The organism is Janthinobacterium sp. Ant5-2-1, assembly GCF_001445815.1.
Classification (GTDB): Bacteria; Pseudomonadota; Gammaproteobacteria; order Burkholderiales; family Burkholderiaceae_D; genus Janthinobacterium; species Janthinobacterium lividum_E.
In genome coordinates this window covers 1-20,455 of the sequence record NZ_LNCE01000013.1, presented here as the reverse complement: position 1 = coordinate 20,455, position 20,455 = coordinate 1, and the positions used below count along the sequence as shown (strand labels likewise).

Annotated in this window: 18 protein-coding genes; 3 read left to right on the top strand and 15 right to left on the bottom strand. The window is 62.8% G+C overall.

Features of this window, described 5'->3' with window-relative positions; all coding sequences use genetic code 11:
- Positions 1–12: 12 nt before the first annotated feature.
- Entirely contained in the window at positions 13–1,383 is a 1,371-nt protein-coding gene (locus ASN89_RS04495) for a glutamine synthetase family protein (protein WP_035822563.1), read from the bottom strand.
- Between the two features lie 56 nt (positions 1,384–1,439).
- Positions 1,440–2,207, bottom strand: coding sequence for a gamma-glutamyl-gamma-aminobutyrate hydrolase family protein (locus tag ASN89_RS04490; RefSeq protein ID WP_058048412.1), 768 nt, complete (start codon positions 2,205–2,207; stop codon positions 1,440–1,442).
- 282 nt (positions 2,208–2,489) lie between these two features.
- Here ASN89_RS04490 and ASN89_RS04485 point away from each other — a divergent pair, with 282 nt between their 5' ends.
- Positions 2,490–3,635, top strand: coding sequence for an MFS transporter (locus ASN89_RS04485; protein WP_058048411.1), 1,146 nt, complete (start codon positions 2,490–2,492; stop codon positions 3,633–3,635).
- A 4-nt stretch (positions 3,636–3,639) separates the two neighbouring features.
- On the opposite strand, the gene ASN89_RS04480 is transcribed toward ASN89_RS04485, so the two are convergent.
- The 5 genes from ASN89_RS04480 to ASN89_RS04460 all read right to left on the bottom strand — a co-directional run bounded on the left by ASN89_RS04480 (position 3,640) and on the right by ASN89_RS04460 (position 10,123).
- Complete coding sequence (locus ASN89_RS04480; protein WP_058048410.1) at positions 3,640–4,452, bottom strand: hypothetical protein; 813 nt, start codon at positions 4,450–4,452, stop codon at positions 3,640–3,642.
- The gene (locus tag ASN89_RS04475; protein WP_235501848.1) at positions 4,449–5,000 is read right to left on the bottom strand and encodes a sigma-70 family RNA polymerase sigma factor; all 552 of its coding nucleotides are present in this window, start codon (positions 4,998–5,000) and stop codon (positions 4,449–4,451) included. The genes ASN89_RS04480 and ASN89_RS04475 overlap by 4 nt, the downstream gene beginning before the upstream one ends.
- 64 nt (positions 5,001–5,064) lie before the next feature.
- Positions 5,065–6,963 carry a beta-propeller domain-containing protein gene (locus ASN89_RS04470; protein WP_058048409.1) on the bottom strand — a complete coding sequence of 633 codons (1,899 nt, stop codon included), beginning with the start codon at positions 6,961–6,963 and terminating at the stop codon, positions 5,065–5,067.
- A gap of 96 nt (positions 6,964–7,059) precedes the next feature.
- Entirely contained in the window at positions 7,060–7,683 is a 624-nt protein-coding gene (locus ASN89_RS04465; protein ID WP_034746006.1) for a trimeric intracellular cation channel family protein, read from the bottom strand.
- Positions 7,684–7,687: 4 nt separating this feature from the next.
- Positions 7,688–10,123, bottom strand: a complete 2,436-nt coding sequence (locus ASN89_RS04460) for a penicillin-binding protein 1A (protein WP_082654394.1) — start codon at positions 10,121–10,123, stop codon at positions 7,688–7,690.
- A 143-nt stretch (positions 10,124–10,266) separates the two neighbouring features.
- On the opposite strand from ASN89_RS04460, the gene ASN89_RS04455 reads away from it, so the two are divergent.
- Positions 10,267–11,154, top strand: a complete 888-nt coding sequence (locus tag ASN89_RS04455) for an HTH-type transcriptional regulator ArgP (RefSeq protein WP_058048408.1) — start codon at positions 10,267–10,269, stop codon at positions 11,152–11,154.
- Here the strand turns inward: ASN89_RS04455 and ASN89_RS04450 are convergent, their stop codons facing one another.
- From ASN89_RS04450 to ASN89_RS04435, 4 genes are read right to left on the bottom strand one after another with little or no spacing between them, the layout of a single operon-like run.
- Positions 11,155–12,027, bottom strand: coding sequence for an ABC transporter permease (locus ASN89_RS04450; protein ID WP_058048407.1), 873 nt, complete (start codon positions 12,025–12,027; stop codon positions 11,155–11,157).
- Complete coding sequence (locus tag ASN89_RS04445; RefSeq protein WP_058048406.1) at positions 12,024–12,869, bottom strand: ABC transporter ATP-binding protein; 846 nt, start codon at positions 12,867–12,869, stop codon at positions 12,024–12,026. The genes ASN89_RS04450 and ASN89_RS04445 overlap by 4 nt, the downstream gene beginning before the upstream one ends.
- Position 12,870: 1 nt before the next feature.
- Positions 12,871–13,884: an ABC transporter substrate-binding protein gene (locus tag ASN89_RS04440; RefSeq protein WP_058048405.1), complete on the bottom strand. Its 1,014-nt coding sequence runs from the start codon at positions 13,882–13,884 to the stop codon at positions 12,871–12,873.
- 33 nt (positions 13,885–13,917) lie between these two features.
- Positions 13,918–14,802, bottom strand: coding sequence for a TauD/TfdA dioxygenase family protein (locus tag ASN89_RS04435; protein ID WP_046684425.1), 885 nt, complete (start codon positions 14,800–14,802; stop codon positions 13,918–13,920).
- A gap of 211 nt (positions 14,803–15,013) precedes the next feature.
- Here ASN89_RS04435 and ASN89_RS04430 point away from each other — a divergent pair, with 211 nt between their 5' ends.
- Positions 15,014–15,499 (top strand): tetratricopeptide repeat protein, encoded by a 486-nt coding sequence (locus ASN89_RS04430; RefSeq protein ID WP_082654393.1) that lies wholly within the window; start codon positions 15,014–15,016, stop codon positions 15,497–15,499.
- Positions 15,500–15,517: 18 nt separating this feature from the next.
- On the opposite strand, the gene can is transcribed toward ASN89_RS04430, so the two are convergent.
- From can to grpE, 4 genes are all read right to left on the bottom strand, one after another.
- A complete protein-coding gene (gene can / locus ASN89_RS04425; RefSeq protein ID WP_034788731.1) occupies positions 15,518–16,189 on the bottom strand; it encodes a carbonate dehydratase in 672 nt (223 codons plus the stop codon).
- A gap of 136 nt (positions 16,190–16,325) precedes the next feature.
- Complete coding sequence (dnaJ, locus tag ASN89_RS04420; RefSeq protein ID WP_034745985.1) at positions 16,326–17,459, bottom strand: molecular chaperone DnaJ; 1,134 nt, start codon at positions 17,457–17,459, stop codon at positions 16,326–16,328.
- Positions 17,460–17,620: 161 nt separating this feature from the next.
- Entirely contained in the window at positions 17,621–19,564 is a 1,944-nt protein-coding gene (gene dnaK, locus ASN89_RS04415) for a molecular chaperone DnaK (RefSeq protein ID WP_034745982.1), read from the bottom strand.
- Between the two features lie 91 nt (positions 19,565–19,655).
- Positions 19,656–20,192, bottom strand: coding sequence for a nucleotide exchange factor GrpE (gene grpE / locus ASN89_RS04410; RefSeq protein ID WP_034745977.1), 537 nt, complete (start codon positions 20,190–20,192; stop codon positions 19,656–19,658).
- Between the last annotated feature and the right edge of the window lie 263 nt (positions 20,193–20,455).

Sequence of the window (20,455 nt, the reverse complement as noted above, 5' to 3'; positions counted from 1 at the left end):
TGAGATCCTTTCTTAAACGTGGAGCAGAAGATGTTCGCGCTCCCACGGGCTGATGACGGTCATGAACTCCTGGTGCTCCAGGTCCTTGATGGCCGCATACACGTCGATGAAGCGCTCGCCCAACACCGTGCGCAGCTTGTCTTCCGCGCGCAGCAGTTGCAGGGCCTCGGGCAAGCCTTGCGGCAGTTCGAACTTCATGTCATAGGCGCTGCCCACCATCATCGGCGTCGCTTCCAGCTGCTCCGTCATGCCGAGATATCCGCAGGCCAGGGTCACGGCCAGGGCCAGGTAGGGATTCGCGTCGGCGCCGATGATGCGGTTTTCCACGCGGCGGTCCTGCACGCCCGACTCGGGCACGCGAAAACCCACCGTGCGGTTGTCCAGGCCCCACTGGATGTTGATTGGCGCGGCCGTGTGGCGCACGATGCGGCGGTAGGAATTCACGTAGGGCGCAACGATGGCCATGGCCGACGGCATGTAGCGCTGCAAGCCCGCGATGTAATGCTTGAAGATGGGCGCGGCCGAACCGTCCTCGTTGCTGAAGATATTCAGGCCCGTCTTCGCGTCAACGACGCTCTGGTGCACGTGCATGGCGGAACCCGGCTCGCCCGCCATGGGCTTGGCCATGAAGGTGGCGTACATATCGTGTTTCAGGGCCGCTTCGCGCAGGGTGCGCTTGAAGAAGAAGACCTTGTCGGCCAGGCCCAACGGATCGCCATGCAGGAAGTTGATTTCCATCTGACCCGCGCCGATCTCGTGGATCAGCGTGTCGACGTCAAGGTTCATCAATTCGCAGTAATCGTAGATATCTTCGAACAGGGGGTCGAATTCGTTGACGGCGTCGATGCTGTACACCTGGCGGCTCGTCTCGGCCCGGCCGCTGCGCCCGATGGGCGGCTTCAAGGGCAAGTCAGGGTCCGTGTTTTTCGCCGTCAGGTAGAACTCCAGCTCGGGCGCCACCACGGGTTTCCAGCCCTTGTCCGCATACAGTTTCAGCACGCGCCGCAGCACGGAGCGTGGGGCAAAGTCGACCAGCGCGCCGTCGGCAAAATAACAGTCGTGGATGACTTGCGCGGTGGGATCGGTTGCCCACGGCACCATGGTGATGGTGGTGGGATCGGCTTTCAAAATCATGTCGCGGTCGGTGCTGGAAATGGCGCGGTCATAGCCGCCATCGTCGACCGGGTAATTGCCCGTCACCGTCATGCCCAGGACCGCTTCCGGGATGCGCATGCCGCGCTCCTGGGTGAATTTCCCGCGCGGCAGGATCTTCCCGCGCGCCACGCCCGTCAAGTCGGGGACCAGGCATTCGATTTCCGTGACGCGCTTTTCATTGAGCCACAAATCCATGTCCGTATAGGTGAAATTTTCGCGTATTGCCATGTTTCCCTCTCGCTGGTCTTGATCAAACGCCGCGTGCTACGCGTGCGGCGCGCCTGTCATTCTTTCTTTCGGTGCTGCTGTTCCTGGTAATCGCGGCACGCCTGGCCGAAGGCGCCGAACAGGCGCATGGACTGCGGATTGTCTTCCACCTGCCATTCCGGATGCCATTGCACGGCCAGGGCAAAGCCGGCGGCGCTGGCCACGCTATACGCTTCCACCAGGCCGTCGTCGGCCAGCGCTTCCACCAGCAAGCCATCGGCCAGCCGGGCGACACCCTGGCCATGCAGGGAATTGACCATCATTTCGCTCTCGCCGCCCAAGAGCCGTGACAGCAGGCCGTCGGGCATCAGCTTGATGCGGTGCGCGGGTCCGTACTGGCGCTCCAGGGAATCAAGAACGTTTTCACGGTGATCCATCATGCCAGTCACGGCATGCACGGCCTGGTGCAGGCTGCCGCCCAGGGCCACATTGACCTCCTGGAAGCCGCGGCAAATGGCGAGCAAGGGCAGCTGGCGCGCCAGCGCGGCGCGGATCAGGGGCAAGGTGGTGGCGTCGCGCGCGGAGTCTTGCGGCAGGTCGGGATGCAGGATGTCTTCGCCATACAGGCGCGCGTCGACGTTCGAAGCGGAACCTGTCAGCATGACGCCATCGGCGATCTGCAGCGCCGCTTCCAGGTCCGCATCCGCGCCCAGGGCGGGCAGCAGCAGCGGCATGCAGCCGGCGCCGCGCACCACAGCGTGCAGGTATTTGTCCTGCGCCATGTGCCAGGCGTGGCTGCCAAGCTGGCGCTGGCAGGCGGGAACGAGAACGATGGGACGGCGCATAAAGCTTCCTCGCTGGCGTGACGATCCAATGACAGCGCCATGACAGCGCTGCCGCTCGCTTCACTGTACAGCAGAGCCGCAGGCAGCGGCCACACCGATGGGCATGGCTAGCGATGGCACACATCGCCTACACTACGGCTTTGCAATATTGCTCTTGATAAAATCATCATATGCCCGTCCAGCGCCAAACACCAGCGCCGCAGGCAAAGTCCCTTACTTTCCCATGCATCCACACCGTTTTTCAGCCACCCAGAACACCTTTTCCACCCCGAGGGGGCAGCCATGAAGACCATGCCGTGGCGCGACTTCTTCACCCTCGTCGTCAGCATCGGCGTGGTTGGCCTGGGCCTGGGCGCCACCATGCCGCTTACCGCCTTGACCTTGCACCAGCGCGGCGTGGGCACGGACATCATCGGCATGATCACGGCCGTCAGCGCCCTCGGCATCCTGGCCGCCTCGCCATTCGTCTCGCGCTGGGTGGGGCGTTTCGGCGCGCGCGCCACCATGTTGGGCGCCGTGTGGGTAGCCTCGCTGGCGACGATCGCCATGCAGTGTACCGACCACCTGCTGGCGTGGAGCGTGCTGCGCTTCCTGTTCGGCGGCGCCATGGGCGTGCTGTTTACCATCGGCGAAGCGTGGGTAAACCGCCTGGCGCCCGATAATTCGCGAGGGCGCGTGGTGGCCATGTACACCACCAGTTTTACGTTCTTCCAGCTGATCGGTCCTGCCCTCGTGGCGCTGTTCAACGACAAGATCAGCTGGAGCTTCGCCGCCTGCGGCCTGCTGTTCTTGCTGGCAGTGCCGGGATTGATGCTGATCTCGAACAGCGGCCCGGAAAGGGAGCCGGAAGAACATGGCGTGAAGTGGACATTGATCCTGCCGCGCATGCCGATGATCGTGCTGGGCGCCGCCTTCTTCGCCCTGTTCGATACCCTGGCATTGAGCTTGCTGCCGCTGTACGCGATGGAACACGGCATCGGCACGGACCTAGCGCTGCTGTCGGCCACCGTGGTGCTGGTGGGCGACACGGGCCTGCAATTCGCGCTGGGATGGATGGCCGACCGCTACGGCCGCGCCAAAGTCCACGCGGGTTGCGGCGTGGCCGTCTGCCTGCTGCTGCCGCTGCTGCCGTTTGCCGTCGGCACGCCATGGCTGTGGTGGACCTTGCTGCTGTTGCTGGGCGCGGCGGCGGGCGGCATCTACATGCTGGCGCTGGTGGCCTGCGGCGAACGGTTTACAGGACTGTCGCTGACCAGTGCCAGCGCCATCGTCAACGCCACCTGGGGCGTGACCAGCGGCGGCGGCCCCCTGCTGACGGGCGTCCTGATGCAATCGGTGGGCGTGAACGCCCTGCCGGCCGTGATGTGGGTATGCGCGGCCATTTTCGTCGGCAGCGCCGTGTGGGAGCGCAGGAAGGGAATCGTCTGACGCGCTACTTTTTTTCCAGCCGCTGCCGCAGCTCCTCGGCCACCGGATAATCGGGATAGGCCTGCCGGAACGCCGTCCACTCCTCGTGGGCCAGCGCGCCTTCGCCCGCCTTCAAGAGGGCGTCGATCTTTACCAGCCACACGGAAGCGTCGAGCTTTGCGGGCGGCGGCATCGGCGCGGAGCGGGCTGCGACGGGCGCGGGCATGGCCAGTGCGCGCTGCACGGGCGCCTGGTGCCGCATGCTGGACTCGGCCTGCATGGCCGCTTGCTGTTCCATCGCCTCGCTCATTGCCGGGGCAGGCGCTGGTGGGGCCGGCGGTGCTGGCGGCGCCGGTGGGGCCACTGCTACCGTCTGCGGCGTGGGAAACGGGGCTGGCGCCGGCGGCGCTGGCTTGGCTGCCATTTTGGCCATGGCGCGCGGCGCTGGCGCAGCTGCGGTCGATTCGGCAGCCTGCGGCACTGGCGCCGCTGCCGGCACCACCTCCTGCGTGACCGGCTCCCCCACCACGGGAAATTGCGCCGGCTTCGAACCGAACCAGTCCACGCCGATCAGGTTCACCGTCAGCAGCACGGCCGCGGCCAGTCCCAGCGGAACGCGCCAGCGCTGCAGGTAGTCCGGTGATTTCTTGGCCGGCAAGGTGCGCAGCACGCCGTCGGCGCTGTCGTTCGCGGCTGCCGGTTTTTGCAAAGCTTTTTCCGCGTCCGCCAGGATGGCCGCATCGAGCGCGCTGGAAGGCGCGGGCTGCGGCAAGCCGGCCAGCAGCGCGTTCAATTCCTCGTCATTCGGTTCGTCGTTATTTTGATCGTGCGTATTCATGCCTGTCCTCCCGCGCCAGCGGCGCTGCCCAAGCCCGCGCGCAATTTCTGCATGGCGTAGCGTAGCCGGCTCTTGACGGTTTCCGCTTCCGCCCCCGTCACCACGGCGATCTCGAGGATGCTCATGCCGCTGAACTGCTGCAGTACCAGCGCTTCCTTCTGCTCCACCGGCAGCGCGGCGATGGCCGCATGCAGCAGCGCGTGCTGCTGTTTCTGCTCCAGCGATTGCGGCGGCGATGCGCCCTCGTCCGCCAGTTCGCCCGCAGCGTCGATTTCCTGTCCTTCCCGCTGGCGCAGCAGGTCGATCAGGCGGTTGCGCGCGATCTGGTACAGATAGGTGCGGAACGCCGCCTGCGGCTGATAGCCGGCACACGCCGCATGCAGGCTGGCCCACGCATCCTGCACGATCTCGTCCACCCACGCGCGGCGCGGTGAACGCCAGGCCACGAAGCGGTACAGGCCCTGGCTGTGGCGCCGGTACAGTTCGCGAAACGACGGCAGGTCGCCGGCGCCGTAGCGCAGCATCAGGTCTTCATCCGTCGCGGTCATCAGGGTGTCGGGCATGCGGAGCAGTGTAGCCGAACTACGCGGCAGCGGCAATTTCACTATGCCGTCAGCGTACGGTGGGCACAATGGGTGCATAGCTGATGCGGCGCACTTCGCGTATCTGTCCATCCCTGAGCGCCCCTTCCACCAATTCATAGCCGAGCAAGGCGAAGACCCGGCCCTGCAGGAACAGGGGCCGCGCATTGCCATACCAGTCCACGCAGGACGCGCGGCAGCCGTCATCCGGCACTTGACCCGGCCGTGCCGCCAGCGCGCCCAGCTCCGTCAACTGCAAGCCGCTGTTGCGCAGGTACAGGACGGAGGCGGCTGGCTTGTTGAGGCCAGGGCGCTCGTCCGCACCCAGGATGGGCAAGCCGATCACGCCCTCGCTGGCCGTTTGCGGCTTGTAGAAAAAGCCGTGGCTGCGCGACTCGCCCTGCGCCGCATCGGCGCGGATGTAGCGCGTGGCGATCGCCGCCTGCGCCCCCAGGCGGAGGCTGCTGAAGTGCAGATCCCTGCCCTGCGCGCCGATCACCACGGCGTCATCGCCAAGCGCCTCGATGCGCTCCACGCCATGCGGCAGGGACAAGGCTTGCACGCTGCCCGCATCGGCCCAGCGCACGGCGTACAGGGGCTGGCGCGGCCAGGCCTGGTCCGCCTTGCGGCGTCCCGGATTGCCCGGATTGCCGTACAACAGATACGCACCCACGTAGCGGTTCTGCAAGCCGTAGCCGCCGCCACCGGGCAGCGCCTTGTAGCTGCTGGCGGGCGCGCTGTCGCGGCCATCGGAAAACGACGCCAAAGGCACGCGCAACAGGGCCATGTCGCCGCGCCCCCGCGCGCCATCCCACATGGCGTCGCCCTGGCCTTCGGCGCGCAGCAGCACGTTCAGGTGGCCATCGCTACTTTCCAGGAACGAGAACTGGTCGACGGGCGCGCCGGCCACCTTCAGTGTGCTGGGCGCGCTGCCATCGAGGGGAATGCGGAACACGCCCGAGTCGCTGCCGCGCCGCGTCGTCCACACGAAAACGGATTCGCCCGACACATAAAACACGCGGCCCTGCGGTCCCATCACGGCCGTCGCTTCGCAGCGCATGTCGCGCTGCGCCAGGTCGCACACGGTGACCGTGTGCAGGGTCAGGCCGAAGCCCGTTTCGGGTTCTTCATCGGTACGGTAGATGCGCGTGGCCGGGGCGATGCGCTTGAAGTCGGATGGCACGGCGTCAGGACGCCAGCGCCGCAACGCGGGGAAGCCGCCGAACGGGTCGCCACGGCGCAGGTTCAGCGACAGGGGCGAATAGAACACCAGTTTGCCGCCGACCAGCCGGCTTGCGTAATTGCGCGACGAGTAATAATCGTTGGAACGCAAGTGATACGTGGAACGGTAGGCCAGCTTGCCGTCCCCGTTGACATCGAACAGGCCGATCTCCGTGCCGCCACGGTTGTAGCTGTAGCCGATCACCACCACCGTGTCGCCATCGATCAGCATTTCGTCATACCAGCTGCCGGACGGGTCGCTGCCGGGCGCGAACGCGTCGAGCGACGACACGGGCTGCAAGGCATTGCCCCCCACCTGCACGGTGAACAGCTTGCCGCGCCGGAGCATCACCAGGTGCTTGCCATGCAGCTTGACGATGCCACCTTCGTCCACGCCCGCCGTCTGCACATTGGTGACGGATTCCGCAGCTTCAGCCGATGGCGCGGGGGCAGTCTTGGCCGCCATCGGTGCCGGAGGAGCGGGAGGGGCCGCCATGGACTGTGCCGAATACTGCGCCGTGGCGCGCTGCAGTTTCTGCTGCTTCTGCAGCAACGCCTCCTGGCGCGCCTGCAGCTGCTGCAGGTAGCTGCTCAAGGCTTGCTCGCTGGCGAATGGCGCCAGGGTCCTGCGCGGCGCCGTGCCGGCGGCGTGGCTGCCTGCCGACAGCAGCAGGGACAGTGTCAATGTGATCTTGAGGGCGCTGGACATCGCTTCTTCTCCGGTTGGCTGGGGTGTCCAACATGAAACGCGGCAGCGCAGAAAAAGGGGTTAAATGCGCGTGAAAATATTCACGCAGCGTTCACCTTATTCAAAACCCCGTATGCGGTCGCCATTGAAATTCGGCAGCCGCCATTCGAAGTGCAGGGCCAGGAAGCGGAACAGGAAACCGGCGCCGATGGACGCCAGCTGCGCCACGGAGCTGTCGACCTTGAAGTACAGCAGGCCGACATACAGGCTGCCCGTGAACAGGGCCACGGTGGCATACACTTCGCGCTGCAGCACGAGGGGAATCTGGTTGCACAGGATATCGCGCAGCAAGCCGCCGAAGACGCCCGTGATCATCCCCGCCAGCACGACGATGGCAGGATGCATCTTGGCCGACATGGCGATGTCGCAGCCGATCACGCAAAACGCCACCAGGCCCAGTCCATCGACCAGCAAAAAAATGGCGCGCAGATGGTGCAGATAGCGGGCGACAAAGGCCGTCACAATGGCCGCGCCGATGGTAAACAGCAGGTATTCGGGATGCGCGATCCAGCCCAGCGGATAATGCCCCAGCAGCACGTCGCGCACGGTGCCGCCGCCGAGCGCCGTGACGGTGCCGATCATGCAGATGCCGAACAAATCCATGCCGCGCCGCATGCCCATGATGGCGCCGGACATCGCTTCGGCGACGATCGCCACCAGGTAAATCGTATATAGCAGCATGCTCTTATTCTTCCGAAAATGATTTGAGAATTTGTTCGCGTTCGCGCGCTTCGCTCAGGGTGCGCGCTTCGTTCGTGCCCGTGCTCGAGCCGCCGTTGCCAGCTTCACCGCGCGCCATGCGCGTATCCGCCCCCAGGCTGCCGCTGCCGCAACCGACGCTGCTGTGGATAAAGGCAAAGTTATCCTTCAGGCAGTCACCGGCCAGGTATTCGGCATACACGTAATCGCCGTCGAGCAGGGCCAGGCCAGGCGGTTCGGCCAATACCTGTTCGCGGCGGCCCTGCACGGCCACCTGCATGTAGTCGCGCCAGACGGGCAGCGCCAGGGTGCCGCCCGTGGCGTTGCCCAGGCTTTTCGGCTGGTCGTAGCCGAGCCAGACGACGGAGACGAGGCCCGAGGAATAGCCGGCGAACCAGGCGTCATACGCGTTATTCGACGTGCCCGTCTTGCCGGCCGCGTCGCCGCGTCCGAGCGCCAGCGCGCCGCGGCCCGTACCGCTCTTGACGACGTCGCGCAGCATGCTGTCCATGACGTAGGCATTGCGCGTGGAAATCACTTGCGTGCCCGGCGCCGGCGCATCCTTGGCGCGTGGCGCCGCATCGCTGAACAGCACTTCGCCGCTGCGGCTGCGCACTTCCTTGATCAGTTTCGGCGGCATCTGCATGCCGCCGTTGGCGAACACGGCATACGATTGCGCCAGCTGCAGCGGTGTAACGGCGCCCGCGCCCAGCGCCAGCGGTAGGGACACGGGATTGCGCGCGCCCTCGAAGCCGAAGCGCGTGGCGTAGTGCTGCACGTAGCCGGGGCCGGCCGCCTGCATCAGGCTGACGGCCACGAGATTTTTCGAACGCACGAGGCCACGCCGCACGCTGATGAAGCCTTCATAGTTGTTGCCGTAATTGCGTGGACGCCAGGGCCGCGCGCCCGTTTCCTGCGGCAGCAGCAAGCGCTGCGTGTCATCGACGGCCGTGCCGGGAAAATATCCCTTTTCCAGCGCCGCCGAATACACGAAGGGCTTGAAGCTGGAGCCGGGCTGGCGATAGGCCTGCATGGCGTGGTTGTAGTGGTTGCGGTAAAAATCAAAGCCGCCCGCCATGGCGACGATCTCGCCGCTGTGCGCCTCGACGGAAATGAGCGCGCCTTCCATCTCGGGAAGCTGGCTCACCAGCCAACCCTTCTTGGCCGCGTCGTGCATCACGCGAATCACGCTGCCCGCGACGATGGCGCGCTTGCCATCCCACTGCAGCTTGCCGCCCAGGCGCGCTTCCGATGCCGTCAGCACGATCTCGTCGCCATTGCGCAGCTGCGCCGTCACCTGGCGCTTGCCGGCAGTGTCGACCTTGCGCACGAGGGCGGCGTGCAATTCTCCGCTGTCCGGGTAGGGGGCCAGCTGGCGCCTCACGCTGTCTTCGGAGGCGGCCAGGCGCGCTTCCGGGCCACGGTAGCCGCGCCTCGCCTGCGCGTTCAACAGCCCATCGCGCAGCGACTTGTCGGCTGCCCGTTGCGGCGCCATGCGGATGGTCGTCGTCACGTCCAGTCCCATGCTGTAGGCGCCTTCGGGATAGCTTTGCAGGATCAGCTGGCGTGCTTCCTCGACCGCATACGCGGCCGCATGCACGGAGCTGTTGCGGTCCTTGTTCAGGGCCAGCTTTTCCGCCACGGCCGCGTCGTACTCGACCGGCGTGATGTAACCCAGTTCGCGCATGCGCTGCAGGATGTAGTGCTGGCGCACGGTGGCGCGCTGGGGATTGGCGACGGGGTTGTAGGCTGATGGCGCCTTCGGCAAACCGGCCAGCATGGCCGCTTCGGCGATGCTGACGTCGGCCAGCGGCTTGTCGAAATAAATGTTCGAGGCGGCGGAAAAGCCGTAGGAGCGCTCGCCCAGGTAGATCTGATTCATATACAGTTCCAGCAGCTTGTCCTTGCCGTAATGCTGTTCCAGCTTGTAGGCGAGCAGCATCTCCGTCAGCTTGCGCTGCACGGTCTTTTCGCGCGAGAGGAAAAAGTCGCGCGCCACCTGCATGGTAATGGTGCTGGCGCCTTGCGCATGGTGGCCCGTGACGACGTTAGCCAAGGTGGCGCGCGTCAAGCCATAGAAATCGACGGCGCCATGCTCGTAGAAACGCGCATCCTCGATGGCCAGCAAGGCCTGGCGCATGCGCAGCGGAATATCCTTCAGCGGCAAAAATTCGCGGCGCTCTTCGCCGTATTCGGCCAGCAGCTCGCCTTCGCTCGAGAAAATACGCAGCGGCAGCGCGGGCTTGTACTGGGCCAGGTGTTCGACGGCAGGTAAATCCTGCCACGCCTGGCGCAGCCACCAGCCGCCCGCCAGCGCGGCGGCCATGCCCAGGCCCAGGGTCAATCCCAGGCCGAATTTCAGATTGCGCGCCAGCTTCGACTGGGGCTTGCGGGTGCTGCTGTCGTTCGCTTGTGCTTCCATGGTGGTATTCCTTGCTGCCAGGAGGCCGCGCGCTGGCGCGTGGCACTCCATCAAAGAGGCATTGTGCACTGCAACACATCCATCCTTATGAAAAGTAAGTATTATTTAGTATTGATAAATTTTTCTTATGTGAGGCAGCGACCATGGATCTCAATCCCAAGCACACGGAAGCGTTCCGCGCCGTCGTCGAAACGGGCAGCTTCGAACAGGCGGCGCTGCGGCTGCACCTGACGTCACCCGCCATTTCCCAGCGGGTGCGGGCGCTGGAAAGCCAACTGGGCAATGCCCTGATCGTGCGCAGCCGCCCCGCGCGCGCCACGCGCATGGGCCAGCGGCTGATGCAGTATCTGAAACGGGCCAAGCTGCTGGAAGCGGACTTGCAGGCGGAACTGGCGGTGCAGCAGGATGCCCCGCTGACCCTGGTGCTGGCGCTGAATGCGGATTCGATGGGCACGTGGTTCTTCCCCGCCCTGTCCGAGGTGCTGATACGCGAGCGCGTGCTGCTGGACCTGACCGTGGAAGACCAGGACCACACCTACACCTTGCTGGAAACGGGCATGGCGATCGGCTGCATCAGCACGGAGCCAAAACCCATGCGCGGCTGCACGGCCGAGCCGCTGGGCGTGATGCGCTACTGGCTGGTGGCCACGCCCGCGTTCCGCCAGCAGTGGTTTGCGCACGGCCTGACGCGCAAGGCGGCGCGCACGGCGCCCGTCGTCGCCTACACGCGCAAGGACACCTTGCAATCGTCGTTCCTGCAAGAAGCGCTGGGGCTGCCCGAAGGGGCCTACCCCTGCCATTATGTGCCGGGGGCCACCTCGCACTTCAACGCCATCCGCTATGGCCTCGGCTATGGCATGGTGCCCGAGCTGTTATTGAAAGCAAACACGGACGGCGAGCTGGTGGAAATGCTCACGCCCAAGACCCCGGCCGACGTGGCCCTGTACTGGCATACGTGGAAGGTGCAGTCGCCGCGCATGGAGCAGTTGTCGCGGCAAATCATCGCGGCGGCGCGCAGCATGCTGAAATAGCTATCGTTGCATGCCCCAGCGCTTCAGAGTCACGCGTTCCAGAGTGCGGAAACCGATATTTTCCACCAGCAAACCAATCACGATGACGGCCGCCAGGCCGGCAAACACCTTGTCCGTGTAGAGCTCGTTGCGGTTCTGGAAGATGTACCAGCCCAAGCCGCCCTGTCCCGACGTCGTGCCGAACACCAGCTCGGCCGCGATCAGGGTGCGCCAGGCAAACGCCCAGCCGATCTTAAGACCCGAAACGATGGACGGCAGAGCGCCCGGCACGAGGATGTGCAGCACCAGGCGCAAGCCGTTCAGCCCGTAATTGCGGCCTGCCATGCGCAGGGTCTCGGGCACGCCCTGGAAGCCCGCATAGGTGTTCAAGGCCAGCGGCCACATGACGGAGTGGACGATGACGAAGATCAGGCTGGCGCGTCCCAGGCCGAACCACAGCAGGGCCAGCGGCAGCAGGGCAATCGCCGGCAAAGGATTCAACATGGCCGTCAGGGTTTCCAGCAAGTCACGCCCGATGCGGCTGGACACGGCCAGCAAGGTCAGCACGAAGGCGGCCAGCACGCCCACCGCATAGCCTTGCAGCAAGACGACGAGGGAGGCAGCCGTGCGCGTGAGCAATTCACCGCTGGCGATGCCGCCGATAAACGCCTGCGCCGTCTGCAGAAAACTGGGCAAGAGTAAATCGTTCTGCGTCCAGCGCGCCGCGCCTTCCCACAGCAGGGCCAGGCTGAGCAAAATGAAAGCCTTGCGCCACAGTGCATGCTGGCTCACACGCTGCCAGCGCGACAGCGGCTGCTCGACCGTGACGCCGGCCGGCGGCGGCGCCGCGTAGACGAATTCCTGGCGGATAGGCGGCTCCAGCAGCGCGCTCATACGGCCTCCCGCTGCGCGGTCACTGCTTGCGGGACGGGAGCGACTTCCTCATCGAATAGCAAGCCATGGATACGGCTGCTGGCGGCCTGGAATTCCGCACTGCCCGCGCTATGCAAGCCGAACTGATGGCTGTTCAATTCAGCGCGCACCCGGCCCGGATGGGGCGACAGCAACAGGATGCGGTTGCCCACGACCAAAGCCTCCTCGATCGAATGCGTGACGAACACGAGGGTAAAGCGCAGCTCTTCCCACAGGCGGCTCAGCTCTTCCTGCATCTTGCGCCGCGTCAAGGCATCGAGGGCGGCGAACGGCTCGTCCATCAACAGCACTTCCGGCTGCATGGCCAAGGCGCGGGCGATGGCCACCCGCTGCTTCATGCCGCCCGACAAGGTATGCGGATGGGCATCCTCAAAGCCGGCCAGGCCCACCTTGGCGATCCAGTGATGGGCGCGCTCGCGGGCCGCCTGCTTGTCCAGGCGCTTGCTGGCCAGCAGGGGGAACATGACGTTTTCCAGCACGGTCTTCCACGGCGGCAACTGGTCGAATTCCTGGAACACGACGACACGGTCCGGTCCCGGTTTATGAATGGGCTGGCCCTGCATGGCGATGCTGCCCGCGCGCGGCGCGATGAAACCGGCCACGGCTTTCAGCAATGACGACTTGCCGCAGCCCGATGGCCCCAGCAGCACAAAACGGTCGCCCCGGAACACATCGAAACTGACGTCATGCGTGGCGCGCACGGTGCGCTGCTCCGTGCGGTATTCCAGGCTGACATGTTTGACGCTGAGCAAGGGCTGCAAAGCAACCGGAGGACGGACCAGGTGGAAAGCGGGTGCGTTCATGTCAGCCTCCTTGCGCGATGACAGGGTCGTCAAAGAAATAATCGCGCCAGCTGTCGGGCAGGTTGCGGATGGCGCTCACGCGGTGCAGGAATTGCGCCAGGCCATAGGTATTTTGCGGGGCAATCTTGAATTGCACTTGCGGGTTGGCAAAGATTTTCAGCAGCAGATTGCGGTCCACTTTGCTCTTGTTGACCTTGATGTAGATGTCGGCCGCACCTTGCGGGTTGCTGCTCGCATACTGCGCCGCTTCCGCCAAGGCGGCGATGAAGGCGCGATAGGTTTTTGGATTATCCTTGCGGTACTTTTCCGTCGCATACAGCAAGGTCGATGAACTGGGCCCGCCCTGTACGTCATACGAGTTCAGGATGATGTGGGCGTTCGGGTTTTGCGCCAGTTCCTGTTCCTGGAACGGCGAATTGCCAAAGTGGCCGCTGAGCTCCGTGCCGCCGGCGATGATGGCGGCGGCCGCATCCGGGTGCGGCAAGGTTTGCGTGATCTTGTCGAGGCGGGCGAATTCCTTGTCGCCCCACTGTTTCGCCACGGCCATTTGCAAGATGCGCGCCTGCACGGAAACGGAGACGGCCGGCAAGGCGATGCGGTCCTTGTCCGTCAAGTCCGCCAGGGTTTTCACCTTGGGATTATTGCTGACCAGGTAATAGGGGAAGTTACCGAGCGAAGCCACGCCGCGCACGTTCTGCCGGCCTTTCGTGCGGTCCCAGATAGTCAGCAGCGGTCCCAGCCCGGCCCCCGCGATATCGATATTGCCCGACAACAAAGCATCGTTGATGGCCGGGCCGCCAGACAGGGTGATCCACTCGACCTTCACGTCGACGCCCTGCTGCTTGCCATGCTTTTCGATCAGCTTTTGTTCCTGTGCGATATTGAGCAAAAGAAAAGTGATGCCGTGCTGGCCCGCGATGCGGATCTGTCCTTCGGCCCTGGCCATGGGCATGGCCATGCACAGCACGGCAATGGCGGCGAGCAGGCGGCGGGAAAAGGTCAAGATCGGCAACATGGACACTCCTTGGGTCAGGCTTACAGGAAAAAATCAGTACGGCGCATCGCCTTCGATGGTGGTGCGGTAGAGCTTGCGGCGCTGGTCGGGCGGGCAACCGGTGGCCAGATGCATCAGGGAACGGTTGTCCCAAAACACCAGGTCATGCGGTTGCCAGCGGTGCATATACAGGTGCTCGGGACGTACGCTGTGGGCAAACAGTTCATCGAGCAGGGCGCGGCTTTCATCGTCGGGCAAGCCGACGATGCGCGTGGTGAAATGTTCGCTGACGAACAGGGCGCGGCGTCCCGTTTCCGGATGCACACGTACGACGGGATGGGTGACGGGTTTGACTTCATCGATCTGCGCCTGCGTCAGGGCGGGCCGCCATGGGTTGCGGCGGCGCAATTCCTCATACTGGCTCAGATAGCTGTGCTCGGCACGGGCGCCGCGCACGGCGTGGCGCAGCGCGGCCGGCAAGCTTTCCCAGGCCAGGTGCATGTTCGCGAACACGGTATCGCCGCCCTCGTCCGGCAACTCTTGCGCATGCAGCATGGAGCCGAGGCTGGGCACTTCCTTGTAGGACAGGTCGGAATGCCAGAAATGGCCCGCGTCACCGAGGCCGATGGGCTGACCGTTTTCAACGATGTTCGAGATGATCAGCACTTCCGGCTGTGTGGGCAGCTGGAACTGGCGCAGCACGTGGATTTGCAGCGGACCGAAGCGGCGGCTGAAATCGACTTGCTGCTGCGGCGTGATGCGCTGGTCGCGGAACACCAGCACGTGATGGTCGAGGTGGGCATGGTGCAGGCGCTGGAAATCGCCCTGCGACAGCGCTTGCGCCAGGTCCAGCCCCAGCACTTGCGCGCCCAGCGGCGCATCGAAAGTTTCGATCTGGAACGGGCTGGTGGACTGCACGGGTTTCAGGACGGCCGACATGGGAGTTCGCCAAAAGTCTGGGGAAGTCCACTGTATGCCGGCCAGCCTTGCTTGCAAACGAAGCATTTACTATATGGATATGCGCGGCGCGTTGCGCCACACTGCAACAGGCACTGTCACGCAATGACACAGCAGCGCCGGCTTTGCCTGGAAATGGAGCTAGCACACAACTTGCTTATCTACCAAGCTTCAATCGTTGATCAGGAAAGCCATGCCCACCTACGCCCTGCTGCTCGCCTTGCTGTTCCCTGCTTTCGTCCACGCGCAGGATAGCGAGGGTGAAAGTGATCTCAGCTACAAAGCCTATGTGCACAGCGACAAGCGCATCAAGTGTTTGTACGGCTATGCGGCCGACAAGACGGGCGACCATGCGGCCGCCGTCGCCATCTTTGAAGATTGCATCCGGCGCTGGAACGACGTGTATTCGATGATTTGGCTGGCCCAGTTGTATGAAACGGGCATCGGCGTGCCCAAGGACTTGCAACAGGCGACGGCGCTGATGCGGCGCGGCGCGCATACGAACGATGACGCGGCCTATGCGCGGCTGGCGCGCTACCACTATGGCGTGGCGCTGGCCGAAGGCCGGGGCACGCCGCAGGACATTCCCCAGGCCAAAACCTGGCTGCGCCAGGCGGCGCAGGAGGGCGTACGGGAGGCGGCCGATTACCTGGGTCGCCTGGACAATGCGGCGCCGTAGGCACGGCGCCAGCATCGATTACGCGATTGCTTCGTAGCGCGCTAGGCGCGTCGCCATGCGCGGCGCCAGTTCGTGGCCAGCCGTGACGGTCACTTCCAGGTCGTTCAGTAAGCCATCTTTCAAGCCATAGACCCAGCCATGGACGCTGAGTTCCTGGCCCCGTTCCCACGCATCTTGCACGACGGTGGTCTGGCACACGTTCAAGACTTGCTCGACGACGTTCAGTTCGCACAGGCGGTCGCCGCGCTGGCGGCTCGTCAGCACGTCGCCCAGGTAGCGCTCGTGCTTCTGGCCCACGTCCTGCACGTGGCGCAGCCAGTTGTCGACCAGGCCGATGCGCGTGCCCGTCATGGCCGCATGCACGCCCTTGCAGCCGTAATGGCCGACGATGATGATATGTTTGACTTTCAGCACGTCCACGGCAAATTGCAGGACGGACAGGCAATTGAGGTCGGAATGCACGACCACGTTGGCAATATTACGGTGCACAAACACGTCGCCAGGCGCCATGCCCAGCAATTCGTTGGCGGGCACGCGGCTGTCGGAGCAGCCGATCCACAGGTATTCAGGCGACGTTTGCGCTTCCAGGTTCTTGAAGAAGTTCGGGTCTTTCGCCACCATCGAGTCGGCCCAGCGGCGGTTACGCTGCAGCAGTTCCGCCAGGGCCGGGCCATTTTTCTGTTCGGTCATATCGCTCCCATTGTGTACGTACGACTGAATTGGCGGCAAATCGCGCCCATAGGCCGGCGATGCGCGCACATTGCTCAGTCGTGATGAAAAAAACGCCGGGATGTTGAAGCATCCCGGCGCATGGTATTACGTGTGCTTATTCAAAAAAATCCTTGACCTTGTCTTTCCAGGTCTTGCTTTGCGGACTGTGCTTGGCACCGCCCTCGGTCGTCGACTTTTCAAAGTCGCGCAGCAGGTCTTTCTGTTTTTCCGTCAGTTTCACCGGCGTTTCAATGGCCACGTGGCAAAACAGATCGCCTGCATAACCGGAGCGCACGCCCTTGATGCCCTTGCCTTTGAGGCGGAAGGTCTTGCCCGACTGGGTGCCTTCCGGGATCGTGAACGACACTTTGCCGTTCAGGGTAGGCACTTCGATTTCGCCGCCCAAGGCCGCCTTGGTGAACGAGATCGGCATTTCGCAATGCAGGTCGTCGCCTTCGCGCTGGAACACGGCATGCGGCTTGATGTGGATTTCCACATACAGGTCGCCCGACGGGCCGCCATTCGTGCCCGGTTCGCCGTTGCCGGACGAACGGATACGCATGCCGTTGTCGATACCGACTGGAATTTTCACTTCCAGGGTCTTGTTGCGCTTGATGCGACCGGCGCCGCCGCACGGCGTGCACGGGTCGGTGATGACCTTGCCGCTGCCATGGCATTTCGGGCAGGTTTGCTGGATGCTGAAGAAACCTTGCTGCATGCGCACCTGGCCGTGGCCACCGCAGGTACCGCAGGTGGTCGGCGACGTGCCCGGCTTGGCGCCGCTGCCGTGGCAGGTATCGCACTTGTCCCAGCTCGGCACGCGGATGGTCGTGTCGAAGCCGTGAGCAGCTTGCTCCAGTGTAATTTCCAGGTTGTAGCGCAAGTCGGCGCCACGGTACACCTGTGGCCCCGCATTGCGGCTGCGTCCACCGCCACCACCAAAGATGTCGCCGAAGATATCGCCGAAGCTGTCGGCAAAGCCGCCAGCACCGCCGCCGAAGCCGCCACCGCCGCCCATGTTCGGGTCCACGCCAGCGTGACCATAACGGTCATACGCATCGCGCTTTTCCGGATTGGTCAGCATCTCGTAGGCTTCTTTGACTTCCTTAAACTTTTCTTCCGATTCCTTGCTATCCGGATTGCGGTCCGGATGGTATTTCATCGCCAGTTTACGGTAAGACTTTTTGATCTCTTCTTCCGAAGCATTTTTTGCGACACCGAGTGTCTCGTAAAAATCACGCTTTGCCATGTTGTCGGCACCTTGCAGTCTATCTACTGATGTAAAAATTACACGAAAAAGCCGAGTCGAGTGCTGCACTGGGCAACGACTCGGCTCGGCCGGTCTTCGCGGCTAATCCCGCGATGTAGCGTTCAGCCCGGCTGCCCCCAGTTCATGGGAGCGCAAGACAATTACTTGCTGTCTTTGACTTCTTTGAAGTCAGCGTCAACAACGTCGTCTTGCTTGGCGCCTGCGTCCGATGCGCCAGCAGCTTGCTGTGCACCTTCCGCGCCGCCGGCAGCTTGCTGCGCTTGCATGTCGGCATACATTTTTTCGCCCAGTTTCTGCGATGCGCTCGACAGTGCTTCCACCTTGGCGTCGATCTCAGCCTTGTCGCCCGCCTTGATGCTTGCTTCCAGGTCGGTGATGGCCGCTTCGATCTTCTCTTTCTCGCCCGCATCCAGCTTGTCGCCGTATTCGGTCAAGGATTTCCGGGTCGAGTGTACCAGAGCATCGGCCTGGTTGCGCGACTCGGCCAATTCTTTGACCTTCTTGTCTTCTTCCGCGTTCAGCTCGGCATCCTTGACCATCTTCTGGATTTCAGCCTCGGTCAAGCCGGAATTGGCCTTGATCGTGATCTTGTTTTCCTTGCCGGTGGCCTTGTCTTTCGCGCCGACATGCAAGATGCCGTTGGCGTCGATGTCGAAGGTCACTTCGATCTGTGGCGTGCCGCGCGATGCTGGCGGGATGCCTTCCAGATTGAATTCGCCCAGACCCTTGTTGCCGGCGGCGATTTCGCGCTCACCCTGGAAGACCTTGATGGTCACCGCAGGCTGGTTGTCGTCGGCCGTCGAGAACACTTGGCTGAACTTGGTCGGAATCGTCGTGTTTTTGTGAATCATCTTGGTCATCACGCCGCCCAGGGTTTCAATACCCAGGGACAGAGGAGTAACGTCCAGCAACAGCAAGTCCTTGCGTTCGCCCGACAGGACCGAACCTTGGATCGCTGCGCCCACGGCGACGGCTTCGTCCGGGTTCACGTCCTTGCGTGGATCCTTGCCGAAGAATTCCTTCACTTTTTCCTGCACCTTCGGCATACGCGTCATACCGCCGACCAGGATGATGTCATCGATGTCCGACACTTTCACGCCTGCATCTTTGATAGCGATGCGGCATGGCTCCATCGTGGCCGTGATCAGCTCTTCCACCAGCGATTCCAGCTTGGCGCGGGTCATCTTCAGGTTCAAGTGGACCGGCGCGCCGTTCGCCATGGCGATGTACGGCTCGTTGATCTCGGTTTGCTGCGACGACGACAATTCGATCTTCGCGCGCTCGGCCGAAGCCTTGATGCGCTGCAGGGCGATCGGATCTTTTTTCAGGTCGATGCCGTTGATCTTCTTGAACTCGTCGATGATGTAATCGATGACGCGCTGGTCGAAGTCTTCGCCGCCCAGGAAGGTGTCGCCGTTGGTCGACAGCACTTCAAATTGTTTCTCGCCATCAACATCCGCGATTTCGATGATCGACACGTCGAACGTACCGCCACCCAAGTCGTACACGGCGATTTTACGATCGCCTTTTTCGGTCTTGTCCAGGCCGAACGCCAGCGCTGCCGCGGTTGGCTCGTTGATGATGCGCTTGACGTCCAGGCCAGCGATACGGCCGGCATCCTTGGTGGCTTGACGCTGCGAGTCGTTGAAGTACGCAGGCACGGTGATGACGGCTTCGGTGACTTCTTCACCGAGGTAGTCTTCTGCCGTTTTCTTCATCTTGCGCAGCACTTCAGCCGAAATTTGCGGCGGAGCCAGTTTTTTGTCGCGTACGCCGATCCATGCATCGCCGTTGTCGGCTTTCATGATCTGGTACGGCATCAGCGCGATGTCTTTTTGGACTTCTTTTTCGTCGAACTTGCGACCGATCAGACGCTTGACTGCGTACAGCGTGTTTTTCGGATTGGTCACGGCCTGGCGTTTCGCTGGCGCGCCGACGAGAATTTCGCCATCTTCTTGATAAGCAATAATCGACGGCGTCGTGCGTGCGCCTTCAGCGTTTTCGATTACCTTTGGTTGACCGTTTTCCATGATGGAAACGCAGGAATTCGTGGTTCCCAGATCGATACCGATAATTCTACCCATGATTTATTTCCTTTTATTTGCTAGATTTCAGATGGTTCTTATATGTGGCAAAGCGGCATGGTTTCAAGGCTTGCTTGATGCCGCCCTCTGATTATTTTGCTTGCGCGGTCGTTACAATGGCTGGACGCAGCAGGCGGTCCGCAATCATATAGCCCTTTTGCAGGACTGACACGATGGTATTGGCTTCCTGGTCCGCTGGCACCACGGCAACAGCCTGGTGTTTCATCGGATCGAGCTTTTCACCCTGCACTGGCAACACTTCCACCAGGCGGTTGCGCTCGAACGCGGCGTTCAGTTGCTTCAAGGTCATTTCGACGCCTTCTTTCAGCGATTCGATGGTCGGTGCTTCCACCGTCAGCGCCGTTTCCAGGCTGTCTTTGACGGGCACCATGGCTTCGGCAAAGCTCTCGACTGCGAATTTGTGCGCTTTAGCAACATCTTCCTGCGCGCGGCGGCGGATATTTTCACCATCGGCCTTGGCGCGCATGAAGGCATCGTGCATCTCTGCAAGACGCGCTTCGGTACTCGCCAGCTGCTCTTCCAAAGTAGGCTCTGCGGGAGTCGATGGGGCAGTCGCCGCGGCGTCCGCTTGCGGATTAGGTACAGCTTGGTTTTCCTGATCTTGCATCTGAAAAGCTCCTACAATCAATGACTTAAATGAGTTAGTCTAACTATCTTTACAACACTAACGGGCAGATGGGGCTATATCCTATTGTTTCAAGGGGTATGCGTGGCAAAACCAGAATTACATCGGTCCATGTTACAGCCTATTACAAAGCGCTTCCCATTTCGGGCATTCATCCGTGCGCGCCCACCCTTGATTTTCCAGGCTTCCCACGGCAAAGCGGGCATTCTACCAGCCCCGCCACGGCCATCGCCACTGGCGGTGGT